General features: G+C 41.7%; 10 protein-coding genes. All 10 read left to right on the top strand.

Features of this window, described 5'->3' with window-relative positions; all coding sequences use genetic code 11:
* Positions 1–141: 141 nt before the first annotated feature.
* On the top strand, positions 142–2211 hold the full coding sequence (locus ACIPK1_RS00795) for a PTS sugar transporter subunit IIA (RefSeq protein WP_252708485.1): 2070 nt from the start codon (positions 142–144) through the stop codon (positions 2209–2211).
* Between the two features lie 24 nt (positions 2212–2235).
* Positions 2236–2538 carry a PTS sugar transporter subunit IIB gene (locus ACIPK1_RS00790; RefSeq protein WP_015509266.1) on the top strand — a complete coding sequence of 101 codons (303 nt, stop codon included), beginning with the start codon at positions 2236–2238 and terminating at the stop codon, positions 2536–2538.
* A 31-nt stretch (positions 2539–2569) separates the two neighbouring features.
* On the top strand, positions 2570–3859 hold the full coding sequence (locus ACIPK1_RS00785; protein ID WP_008379073.1) for a PTS sugar transporter subunit IIC: 1290 nt from the start codon (positions 2570–2572) through the stop codon (positions 3857–3859).
* Between the two features lie 18 nt (positions 3860–3877).
* The gene (locus ACIPK1_RS00780) at positions 3878–4270 is read left to right on the top strand and encodes a hypothetical protein (protein WP_016610048.1); all 393 of its coding nucleotides are present in this window, start codon (positions 3878–3880) and stop codon (positions 4268–4270) included.
* Between the two features lie 22 nt (positions 4271–4292).
* Complete coding sequence (locus tag ACIPK1_RS00775) at positions 4293–5159, top strand: class II fructose-bisphosphate aldolase (RefSeq protein WP_252708484.1); 867 nt, start codon at positions 4293–4295, stop codon at positions 5157–5159.
* Positions 5160–5780 (top strand): zeta toxin family protein, encoded by a 621-nt coding sequence (locus ACIPK1_RS00770; RefSeq protein WP_194188416.1) that lies wholly within the window; start codon positions 5160–5162, stop codon positions 5778–5780.
* Positions 5781–5986: 206 nt separating this feature from the next.
* Complete coding sequence (locus ACIPK1_RS00765) at positions 5987–6586, top strand: NUDIX hydrolase (protein WP_008379067.1); 600 nt, start codon at positions 5987–5989, stop codon at positions 6584–6586.
* A gap of 161 nt (positions 6587–6747) precedes the next feature.
* Positions 6748–8058, top strand: a complete 1311-nt coding sequence (locus tag ACIPK1_RS00760) for an NCS2 family permease (protein WP_016621395.1) — start codon at positions 6748–6750, stop codon at positions 8056–8058.
* Between the two features lie 568 nt (positions 8059–8626).
* Positions 8627–10105 (top strand): helix-turn-helix domain-containing protein, encoded by a 1479-nt coding sequence (locus ACIPK1_RS00755; protein WP_061054420.1) that lies wholly within the window; start codon positions 8627–8629, stop codon positions 10103–10105.
* A gap of 241 nt (positions 10106–10346) precedes the next feature.
* Positions 10347–12341 (top strand): BspA family leucine-rich repeat surface protein (locus ACIPK1_RS00750; protein ID WP_400449711.1); only part of this gene is annotated, 1995 nt, incomplete at its 3' end.

The raw sequence follows: 12341 nt of genomic DNA, 5'->3' as shown, positions 1-12341 counted from the left end.
AGGGAAATATGAAATAATCGAGCAAAGATTCCTATTTTGAAATAGAAGCGTTTACATTTTTGCAAACTAAAGTGGCAGAAACATCTACTTTTTTTGTTGTAAGCGAAATCATATACTCAAATCAGAGAAGGAGAGAAAGTTGTGAAAAAACGAATCGTAGATGTTTTGCATCGCCTGTTGGTGACTGATTATCCACTATCCATCGAGCAACTGGCAGAAGAGACCGCAGCGAGTGGGCGGACGATCCGCAATGATTTGAATGAGATCAACACGTTTCTTGCTGACTTACACATCGGACCGATCCAAACCCTTCGAGGAAAGGGCATCCTTTTGAAAATGCCCTCAAAGCAGCAAGCCATCGTTTGGCAGGCATTACAGGCACAACAGTCGGAATATATGACCCGTGAAGAGCGGAGTTTTGATCTGCTACTGCATCTGACATTTTCAAAAGAGATCCTGGTGTTGAATAAAAAAGAAGAAGCGTACCAGATATCGAAAAGCAGCATGGATGAAGACATGCGCCGTTTGCGGGCGGACATCAATAAATATGGCATTGAGATCATTAGTCTAGGAAAAAAAGGACTGCGGTTGAATGGATCGGAACGAGCGATTCGGACGATGATTTTTGACATCATCAATCAGCGGATCGGTAGGCTGCCACTTGATAAACAGACCCCAGATTTAGTCTTTACAAAATTGCTTTATCGCTATTTGCCGCAAAAAGAAATCAAGCAGATCCAACAAGTGATGCAAGCAGTGTTGCCGCCAAATCAAAATGAGTTGTACAGCAGCCAAATCTTATTATTTACCGCCATTTGGCTGATGCGCATCAGAATGAAGGAATTTATCACTCGCATGAACTGGTCTACTTCCAGCAATCCGCTCCAAGGGTCAGCCTATATCCAGGCGATCGCTGAAACCTTTTCGATCGAGCCACCAGAAATCGAAGTCAACTATCTTTCTTTCATCATCGAATCACTGAATTTTAAAGATTTGTCCAATTCCATCGAATGGGCGCATGCGCAACTCTTGTCGCTGCAGCTGATCCAATTTGTGGAATGCCAAACCAAGATCCCTTTTAGTAAAAAGGAAGAAGAGTTGTTAGAGGGATTGTATAAACATATGGCCGCGCTGATCGTTCGAGCCAAGAGCGGCATTCAAGTACCCAATCCGATCAAAGAGACCGTTCGCAAAAATTATGGACAAATCTACCAAGCCGTCAAGGGATTCGCCCCCACGATCGAAGAGATCGTCGGTCAACCACTATCAGAAGATGAACTGACATTTCTCGTGATTCATTTTTCTACAGCCCTAAGTTCATTGAACCACGAGATTATTACGATCTATAAGGCGGTCGTCGTCTGTAACCATGGAATGGCAACCGGCAATCTGCTGGCAGCCAGCCTCAAGGAGAAGTTTCCAGAAGTAGAAGTTGCGGCAGTCTTGAATTCACAAGAAGTCAATTTGATCACGAAATTCGATGTGGATCTGGTTTTTTCAACCTATGAGATCGATTATCGAGAAAAGCCGGTATTACTGATCCCACCGATCATCAATGAAGAAAATCACCAAGTGATCCGCCGTTTCTTAAAAAACAATGAACAATTCAAGCGGATCGCCTTTGACCAAAAAAATGCCACGCTGTTCTTCAATCAATTGCTTACAGTCATTGAAGAAAGCGGTGGGACGGTCGATGCTGCCGCCTATCGCAAATTGACACACTTGTTTGAACAAAATCAATTAGCCATTAATGCAAGGGAGATTCAGCCAATGTTAAAAGATGTTTTATCCGCTAGTCATATTCAATTAAATGTTCCTGTTCAAAATTGGGAAGAAGCCATTGAACGCTCGGCGCAGCCGCTAGTAAAAGAACAGATCATCGAAAAACGCTATATCGAGGCAATGGTTGCTGCGGTGGAGGAATACGGTCCTTATATCGTCATTGGCAAACATTTGGCGCTTGCGCATGCCCGACCAGAAGATGGCGCCCAGCAGTTGGGTGTGAGTGTCCTCACCTTGGCGCCGCCAGTCGCATTTGGGAACCCAGAAATGGACCCTGTCAAAATCATTTTTTGCTTGGCTGCGGTGGACTCCTACTCTCATCTTGCCATCATGAAGGAATTGATCGAACTGATCAATGATGAAGAAAAAGTCACGCAGTTGCTGGCTTGTTCCACGATTGAAGCTTTTCAATCATTGCTATTTTCATAAAAAACAAGAAAAGGGGAAAAAATCATGAACAAATTATCGATCTTATTCGTATGCGGTGCAGGTCTTGGCAGCAGCTTTGCGGCTCAGATGTCAACAGAAGATGTCTTAACGAAATTAGGAGTGGAGGCGAAATTGGATCATGTCGATATCTCATCAGCAGTATCAATGAAACCAGACATCATCATTACGGCAGAGAATTTTCGGACGCAATTTGAAAAGTTTGCTTTGGACCCGACAACCGCAATCATTTATTTACGCAACATCGTTTCAAAACCAGAAATCGAAGAAAAAATCATCCCAGTATTAACGGAAAAAGGCGCACTGTAAGGAAGAGGCATGACGAAGGGAGTTTGAAAAAATGGGCATCATCAATTTTATCATTGATAATATTTTAACGCAGGCATCGATCACGATCGCTTTGATCGCGATGTTAGGGCTGTTGCTTCAGAAAAAGTCAGCAGGTCAAGTCATTTCAGGAAGTTTGAAGACGCTATTGGGCTTCCAGGTTTTAAGCGCTGGTTCTAGCATCATCGTCGGTAGTTTGACCTATTTCGGCGAGATTTTCACAGAAGGATTCGACATGCAAGGCATAATCCCTTCCATCGAAGCCATCAACGGGCAAGCGATGAATGAGTTGGGCTTGGGTCGGGACATAGCGCTGACATTTTTAGCCATCTTTGTTTTTAATATTTTATTGGCACGCTTTACAAAATGGAAATATATTTTCTTGACGGGTCAAGCCATTTTATGGATGGCGACCATGACGACGGTCTTTGGCTATTTCGCTGGTTTACGGGGCGTTGTCTTGATTCTTGTCGGTGGGTTGATTGGGGCGATCTTTGCCGTAGCGATGCCAGCGATGGCTCAGCCCATCATCCGCAAAGTCACTGGTTCAGACGACATTGCTCTCGGACATTTTTGTACGATCGGCTACCTCTTTGAAGCAGGCGTTGCCTATCTGTTTGGAGAAAGAGGCGAGAAGAAAAAATCGATCGAAGACATCAAACTGCCACGTTCTTTTGAATTTTTACAAGACACCTATCTTTCTGTCATGGTCGTGATGGTTCCACTGTATATCGTGACGGTCTTGTTTGCTGGAGAAACCTTTGCTTCTACGCTCTCTGGTGATCAAAACTATATCATGTATGCCTTCTTGCAAGCCATCCAATTCGTGGTTGGGGTCTATGTTTTGCTAGCCGGTGTGCGGTTGCTCTTAGGCGAGATTGTCCCAGCGTTTCGTGGGATCGCCATGAAATTGGTGCCCGATGCAAAACCCGCACTCGATTGCCCGGTGTTCTTCCCATATAGCCCAAACGCAGTTATTTTAGGCTTTATTACTACAACGATTGGGACAGTCATCGCCATGTTCGTTTTACCAGTCTTTGGCTTGGCGATGATCTTGCCGGGGATGCTGACGAACTTCTTTGCCGGCGGTACCGCTGGGATCTTCGGCAATGCGGTCGGTGGACGTCGAGGGGCGATCATCGGAGGGATCTTCCACGGTTTCTTCATTACGTTACTACCAGCACTACTTGTGACGATCTTCAATCAAATGGGCTTTGTTAACGCTACGGCAACTGATGTGGATACCGTCACGGCAGCCCTGCTATATGCTTGGATCATCAGTCCATTGTTGAAAAACTTTTAATCGCTAGGAGGAAGACGCATGTTCTCTTTTTTCAAAAAAGAAAAAAAGCCCACAGAAACACCAGCGGTTCCTTTGACCGCTGAAGAAAGCCAAGAGGCAGAAGCGCTTATTGCAACACTAGAAAGTCAGTTGCAAGCAGAAACCGACATCGACGAACAGGCAAAATTGTATGAAGCGTTAGGCTTAGCCCAGGCAAAACTTTCTCGCACAGAAGAAGCGATCGACGCATTGGAAAAAAGTTTGCAGGCGAAGAAATCGATCGGGGACGGCTACAAAAAACTGATGTCCCTTTACAATGCTCAGCGTGCCGCCGCCGCACGAAATGGCGACGATGCAAAGATCGACTATTACATGGATAAAATGGAAGAAATGCGGCAAATCGCCAAACAACTTACGATCAGCGGCAATTAAACTAGACGAGGTGGAATCAAGGATGTATACAACATTAAAAGAAGTAACGAAAACAGCAGAAGCATTGAATTTTACAGTGGGGGCTTTTAATACCCATAATTTAGAAATGCTGCCAAGCATGCTGCGGGCAGCCAAAGAGATGGGGGCACCTATCATCATTCAAACAAGTATCGATACGGCGAAATACATCGGCTATGATGTCTTGGTCAATGTCGTCAAAACGATTGCCGATCACGAGCTGGTGGACGCTGTCTTGCATTTGGACCATGCCAGAGATTTCGATGAGATCAAAGCGGCGATTGATAGCGGCTATAGCTCGGTGATGTATGATGGTTCGCATTTGCCCTTCAAAGAGAATATTTTGAAAACGCGCGCAGTCGTAGAATACGCCCATGCCCATGGGGTGTCCGTCGAAGGAGAACTAGGAACGATCGGCGGCACAGAAGAAGGCATTCATGTGGAAGAAGACGATAAAGTCTTCACACGCCCAGAAGATGCAGTAGAATTTGTCGCTGCTACTGGCGTCGATGCGCTAGCCATCGCTATCGGAACCAATCACGGCCAATTCCGCTCCAAAACCGAAGTGAATGTTGCGTTATTGAAGAAGATCCATGCAGTCGTCGACGTGCCGCTAGTCATTCATGGAGGAACTGGCGTCAAAGAAGAAGATTATCCTGAATTGATCAATAACGGCATTCGCAAGTTTAATGTAGGTACTGAATTGTTGGTCAATTGGACGAAGATTGCGAAAGAAAATTTTGGGGCAACGGAAGTCAACAAATCATTGCGCCACAACGTGATCCCATCCAATGAAGCCATCAAAGAAATCGTCAAGCACAAGATCGGCCTTTTCATGAATACGAAAGCGCCGACTGCGATCGGCAAATAGATGGTACGCAAAAAGATGCTTGTTTTATTGGCAGGCAGCCCTGGGACTGGAAAAAGTTATTTACTGAATCTGCTGAAGGCACGTTTTCCCGATCTTTTCGCTCTTACGCCAGATGAAATCAAAGAGTGCTATGCCGAATCCCTTGGCTTTGATTCATTGGCAGAAAAAGCCCAGATCGAAAAGCAGTATGTTTGGCCTTTTTACTATCAGTCATTGGGCTTGTATATGTCTCTAGGAAAACGCTTGGTGGTCTCGGAATACCCCTTTAGTGAAAAGCAGAAGCCCTTGCTGACTTTTCTCGCTCAAAGTTATGGCTACGACTGCTTGACCATACGTTTGACTGCCTCGTTTGAAACCTTATGGGAAAGACGTTTCATACGTGATCGAGCGGATGACCGTCATTTGAGTTTTATCATGGAACGATACCATTACGGGGATGTGCTGGAAGATAGACAAGCTGCAACCAACCATATAACCAAAGAAGCGTTTCGGCAAATCATCACCGATCGCCGTTACGATGACTTTCAGTTAGGGGAGCTTATCGAAGTCAATGTGGAAGATTACAAGCAAGTGGATTATCGTCCGTTGATCGAGAGAATCGCAATTGAGCTAAGTAAATAAGCAAAGCAGTGGGCGTTATACCTGTTCTAGGTACATGCCAACTGCTTTTTTTTATGAGCTATTTCTCATGACTCAGCTTTTGGGGAAGTTTAGCTGTCACAGCAAGACGGATTGTTTCTTATGTCTCAGAAGACTTTCTTTTGCAAAACCGCCGATTTCCTCTAGAATAAGAAGCATAACAGAGAAATGGAAAAGGCGGGGAATGGATGAAAGATTATTTTGCGCAATACAAACGCCTGTTATCGATCGCTGAAGCAGGTTTGTACTATGGCAAAGATGTGTACGATAAGGAACGATACCAAGAAATCAAAGAGTTGGCATTGCATTTGATGAGTACCGTCGTGGATCAAGACGCAGCTGCGTTGACCCTTTTAACAGAAAAAAATGAGGGGTATCCTACACCTAAAGTCGACGTACGAGCATTGATCCAAAAAGACGAAAAAATCTTGCTAGTGGAAGACAGCCTGACGAAAGAATGGTCACTGCCGGGTGGCTATGCAGAGATTGGCTTGACGCCTCGGGAAAACATCAAAAAAGAAGTGCTGGAAGAAACCGGTTTGCTAGTAGAGGTGAAGGAGCTGCGAGCAATTTTTGATACGAATCTAAGACAAGACATTCCGCAAGTGTTTCAATACTATAAGTTGGTCTTTGAATGTGAGGTTCTGGCAGGGGACTTTATCAAAAACAGTGAAACCTCCAACAGCGATTACTTTGCGTTGAACGAGTTGCCAAAGCTTTCCATCAAGCGCACCACCAAGGAACAGCTGGAGCAATTGGTGAATGAGAAGTCGTTACACGTTGATTAGAAACAACTAAGGGTAAGATGTTGGAAAAAGCGTTTTATTGGTTTTTTTAACCGGATAATATTTACTTGCAGATAAAGTTGGTTTATGATTGATTTCGTCGTTTTCATTATAAAAAAATCAAGCAATGGCGACACCTTTGCTTGATTGCTGGAGGAGTAAAAATGAAGAATCAAATCAATTCCTTTTTTGGGCTGGATGTCTTACAAACAACGGTTAAACGAGAAATCTTAGCTGGTTTTACCACCTTTATCTCAATGGCCTATATTCTATTCGTCAATCCAACGGTCCTTGGGGCATCTGGGATGGACGAAGGTGCCGTCTTTACAGCAACGGCGCTAGCCAGTGCATTGGGCTGTATCTTGATGGGGGTTTTAGCAAAATACCCGATCGCTACGGCACCCGCATTAGGGATCAACGCCTTCTTTTCTTATTCAGTTTGTATTGGAATGGGGGTTCCATGGCAAACAGCATTAGCGGGTGTGTTTGTGGCATCACTGATTTTCATCGTGATCACGATCTTCAAATTAAGGGAGCTGATCATTGATGCGATCCCTGCTGATTTAAAATACGCCATCTCTGGCGGGATCGGTCTGTTCATCGCCTTTTTGGGACTGAGCGAAGGCGGGATCATCGTTTCCGACGATTCGACCCTTGTGGCACTAGGCTCATTGAGTGTCGGTACGACGTGGCTGACGATTTTTGGTCTAGTGATCACTGCCGTCTTGATGGTTCGCAGAGTTCCTGGTGGAATTTTTATCGGGATGGCCGCAACAACTGTTTTAGGTCTTTTGACTGGCTTGATCCAAGCACCATCCAGTATCGTTTCTGCTGCACCAAGTATTTCTTCCACATTCTTAGTGGCGCTAAACCATGTAGGAGACATCAACTCCCTGCAAATGTGGGTCGTAGTACTGACTTTCTTACTCGTCACTTTCTTTGATACCGCAGGCACCTTGGTGGGGCTTGCCAACCAAGCAGGCTTCATGAAAGACAACAAAATGCCGCGGGTCGGCAAAGCACTTGCTTCTGACTCCACCGCCATGCTCGCCGGTTCTTTATTAGGGACCTCACCAGTAGGGGCGTATGTGGAATCTTCCGCTGGGATCGCCGTGGGCGGTCGTTCTGGCTTGACTGCTGTGACGACTGGAATTTTCTTCTTGTTCGGCTTGTTCTTTTCACCATTGCTATCCGTTGTCACTTCTCAAGTGACGGCACCAGCACTGATCGTCGTAGGTGTATTGATGGCGCAATCGCTGCGAGAGATCAAATGGCACGAAATGGAAATCGCAATCCCAGCCTTCTTGATTCTATTAGGCATGCCGTTGACCTACAGCATCTCCGATGGGATCGCGTTGGGCTTCATCTTTTACCCAATCACCATGTTAGCAGCCAAACGCGGCAAAGAAGTCTCACCGATCATGTACGGCTTGTTCTTTGTCTTTCTTGGGTTTATGTGGATTTTGAATGTGTGAGGGACAATTTAAGAGTAGGAATTGTATTCCTATATGAAATGAAAAAACAGTCAAGCTTGAGGCTTGGCTGTTTTTTTATTTGGAATAACTGGAAAATAGATGTGAACATTGATTTTTAAAATGTCTATATGATAGTACGTATGATTGAGGATTTTCTATTCAATCAGAAATAGTCAGAGTTGTGTTCTAACTACTATTGAGAAGAACGCTACCTCTCAATAAAAAAGTGATTTGATTTTCAACTTATAATTTTTCACCATATTTAGCTTTAAGGTGAAATATAAAATATCCTGAGAGATGTTGTTTCAGTTTTCCATTCTTATTTTTTACAATTTCTTCAACTGATCTATTTCATTATAATATCTTGTTAAAATTGTGGTAGCTGTTTAATATACTGTTTGGCTTCACTTTAATTATTTTTAAATTATCATTAAATAGAAATAGTTTATAGGAAATGGATATTTTTAGCTTATTTTTTCAAATATCATAGATCAAATAAGGTATGATTAAATGAATATACAATGTTAAGATAGGTATAGTGATTTTGATTTGAATTGGAGGTGTGTAGATGAAAAACTTACAACTGAAGTTTATTGCTGACCCGACAACTGTTCGTTGGTTTCGGATACTAAACCTTTTTGAACGCACTCAAATAGCGACCAAAGGCCAATTAGCTAAACTAAATGAAGTTTCTGAACGGACGATTTTAACTGATATAAACAAGTTAAAAGAATATTTTTCTGATAGTGCTAAAATTGTTTCAACCAATAATGGCTATCTTTTCGAAAAAAAGAATTCCCTACGATTTATTGAACAAAAAGAAAAGCTATTGCAAAATGAAATTCTGTTTGAATTGTTAGGGAATATTTTCTATGGTGAACTAGAGGATGTAGCGGAATTGATTGACCGTTTTCACCTTTCTGAAACGTCTTTTCGACGCTATTTGAGACGAATTGAGCCGGTTCTTAAAGAATACGGCTTAAAACTATCACTTACTCCAATTGATTTAAAAGGTGATGAAGCAAACATCCGAAAATTTTTCAAAGACTTTTATTATGAAGGAGAAATGACCCCTCACACGTTGGTTCCTCCTAAAGAGATTCATGGATTAATCTATCAGACTTTTTTATCGAAGTTAACTGAAGCATCAGTTGGAACAGGTACTTCGCCGATTGAATTTTATTACAGTCTATATATTGCTATTGAGCGAGTACGACAAGGAAAAACAATCAAAGTACCATCAAAGCTTTATAAAAATGTAATGAATAGCAAGGACTCCAATAATCTACTTTTGATCCAGCAAAGAATTCAAAAGAACTATCAAGTTGAATTAGGAGTAAACGAGCTTTGTTGGTTATATTTAGCTACTATTGCCAAGCGTCCTTTTGATCGAGTCGATCAAGATAAACTATTTTGTGAACTGTTACAATTAAATGATTCTTTAACTGATCTAACGGAAAATTATCTAAAAAACTACTTTCCAGAATTACACACAACCGAACTATTTTGGGTTTTCGACGCTTTTTTCCTTTCGAGATATATCAATCACTTGATTTCTCCGGTCCAAAATAAAATAATGTCTGAGATTATAGAAAAAACCAAGTTTGAATGTAAAGAATCATACATGAAAAATCGCCATTTTCTGCGCTCCTTTCTATTTAAATTAGATCTAACAGAAGACTTTTTGGAAGATATGGCGACTAGCTTAACATTGCTATCAGAAAGACTGCGGGAACAATGGTTATACAAAAGGAAGAAAATTGTTTTTTTATTAGAGGGCGATCTATATGTTTGTCAAATGATAAAATCTCGAGTTTTTCAATATTTTGGTGATCGGCATCAAATCTTTTTCATTACGATTCCTGCTTTGACGGAAGATTTTTTGAATCAAGAAGATATTGATCTAGTTGTCACGAATTATAGTGAATATCTATCAGAGTATAATCTAAGTACCAACTGGTTACTATTAAAAACAGTACCTGATAAACAGGACTGGGAACTATTATTCAGAACAGTCGAACCTCAAATGTTCGAACTTATAAAATAATTAAATAATAAACATATTTTTAGTCTATTCGAAAGCAGGGAAAGCCTTTTGAATAGGCTTTTTTATGCTGTATTTCCCCCCAGGGTGAAAAATACGATTTTTGTATTCAAAAGCAACCTTATATACTCTTCTTTAGAACTTAGTTTCCTTTTATGACTATGCGGATTCGAAGGTGACTGCCTGAATAATAAATGATCATGATTTGAGAAATTGAAGCGAAAAGAATAGGAGTGTTAGGAAAGTGATACGCAAGTTAGGGTATATTATGTTGGTCATTACAATGGCATTAGGACATCCCATCACTGTATTAGCAAATACAGTTGTAGATGTTTCCCAAAATGACAGGGTTAAAAATAATCAGGAAATGACGGATCTTTCTATTGGTGAAGCTTTTACAGCTGAAGAAACGGAGGGAATTACGGAGCAGTTTGAAGAGAGTCGATTGACAGATGCGGAACAATCGACGCTATCTACTGAAGACAGTTTAGATACTACTGAATCTGTGGACCCTAGCGAAACAGAAAGCAATATAGAGGCAGAAACATCTGAAAGCTCTTCTAAGGATGAATCCAGTGAAGCTAGTTTAGATAGTAAGGCGGAAGTCAATCAAGAGGAATCAGAAGAAGTGGCTGAAGGTCTATGGGGAACCGTTCCTTGGACATGGGATGAGGAAACTCGAACAGTTGTGCTAGAAGAAGGAACAGCTGGCACGCCAGCCACATCCCCTTGGCGAATAACTTATAGAAATGTTACTCGAATTGTTGTAAATGGTACGGTCATTTTTCCAGCCAATTCAGCCTATATGTTTTCTGGTCATACCCTTGATACACGATTAACAAGTCTGGAGACTATCGAGAATGCAGAGAAAATCGATGTCTCGAATGTAACAAACTTTGGTTACATGTTTCATAGCGCTAGCGCATTACGTTCAGTGAACGTTTCAAATTGGGATACCTCTAATGGAACAATCATGAACTATATGTTTAATGGAAACAGCAGCTTAACTGAATTGGACGTTTCAAATTGGGATACCTCCAATGTCACTGGTATGTTCTTTATGTTTCAAAATGTGAATCAGTTAACCGAGCTGGATGTCTCCAATTGGGAAACAGGCAATGTTACGAATATAAATAATATGTTTAATGGTGTTAGAAGAGTGACCAAGTTGGATGTCTCAAACTGGGATACCTCTAAAGTCGAAGGAATGCAGGGGGTCTTTCAAAATACTGCTAGTTTAACAGAAATCGATGTCTCGAATTGGGATACCTCTAAAGTAAAACGAACAGACTATATGTTCTATAATAATTTGACCGGTGATTGGGTCAGTAAATTGACTACGATTGATGTTTCAAATTGGGATACTTCAAATATAGAAAACATGATGAGTATGTTTGGGGGAGCAAGAAACTTACTTCATTTAGATGTGTCAAATTGGGATACCTCAAGCGTTACCAGTATGTTTAACTTATTTGAAGTAACACCGAAAATAGAAGAATTGGATTTATCAAATTGGGACACCACAAATGTTGGTTCTTCTAGTTCTGCATTTGCTGTTGCTAGTGGGATGTTTAGAGGAATGAATGGACTCAAAAGATTACATTTAGGAGATAAGACGACCTTTTTACATCTAGCAGAAAATCTCCGTCCTACTTTGCCAGAGAATGTGATGCCTGCTGAACTGTATACAGGTAATTGGATCTTTGAAAAAGACCTTGAGGGGAATCTTTCCACCGAACATTTAACCCTGACACCAACTAACTTTTTTCATGAATATGACGGAAGCAAGACTGGTACTTATGTGTGGGAAAAAAAGGAAGCACAACCAGTTACAGTTCGATATGAGGATGTCGATGGGAATCCACTGTCGACTGAGACAATTTTAAACGGTACGATAGGACTTCCTTATGAAACTGAAGCAAAGGAAATACCAGGGTGGTTCTTGACAGAAACACCGAGTAACGCTTTTGGAATATTTACCGCAGAACCTCAAGAAGTGATCTACGTTTATGCTCGATCGGATGCAGCACCTGTAACAGTCAAATATGAAGATGCCGAAGGAAATCAATTATCGGAACCGACGATCTTAAGCGGGAAAGTTGGTCTGCCATATGAAAGCGAACCAAAAGAAATACCAGGCTGGTTCTTGACAGAAACACCGAGTAACGCTTTTGGAATATTTACCGCAGAACCTCAAGAAGTGATCTACGTTTATGCTCGATCGGATGCAGCACCTGTA

The organism is Enterococcus sp. NPDC086594 (assembly GCF_044746145.1).
Classification (GTDB): Bacteria; Bacillota; Bacilli; order Lactobacillales; family Enterococcaceae; genus Enterococcus_D; species Enterococcus_D entomosocium.
The sequence above is the reverse complement of the archived record's forward strand: the minus strand, read 5'-3'. Positions and strand labels throughout refer to the sequence as shown.

Excerpts from the sequence above, each read along its gene's own strand:
- ACIPK1_RS00790 (WP_015509266.1), top strand. The coding sequence starts at position 2,236 with ATGAACAAATTATCGATCTTATTCGTATGCGGTGCAGGTCTTGGCAGC.
- ACIPK1_RS00785 (WP_008379073.1), top strand. The coding sequence starts at position 2,570 with ATGGGCATCATCAATTTTATCATTGATAATATTTTAACGCAGGCATCG.
- ACIPK1_RS00780 (WP_016610048.1), top strand. The coding sequence starts at position 3,878 with ATGTTCTCTTTTTTCAAAAAAGAAAAAAAGCCCACAGAAACACCAGCG.
- ACIPK1_RS00775 (WP_252708484.1), top strand. The coding sequence starts at position 4,293 with ATGTATACAACATTAAAAGAAGTAACGAAAACAGCAGAAGCATTGAAT.
- ACIPK1_RS00770 (WP_194188416.1), top strand. The coding sequence starts at position 5,160 with ATGGTACGCAAAAAGATGCTTGTTTTATTGGCAGGCAGCCCTGGGACT.
- ACIPK1_RS00765 (WP_008379067.1), top strand. The coding sequence starts at position 5,987 with ATGAAAGATTATTTTGCGCAATACAAACGCCTGTTATCGATCGCTGAA.
- ACIPK1_RS00760 (WP_016621395.1), top strand. The coding sequence starts at position 6,748 with ATGAAGAATCAAATCAATTCCTTTTTTGGGCTGGATGTCTTACAAACA.
- ACIPK1_RS00755 (WP_061054420.1), top strand. The coding sequence starts at position 8,627 with ATGAAAAACTTACAACTGAAGTTTATTGCTGACCCGACAACTGTTCGT.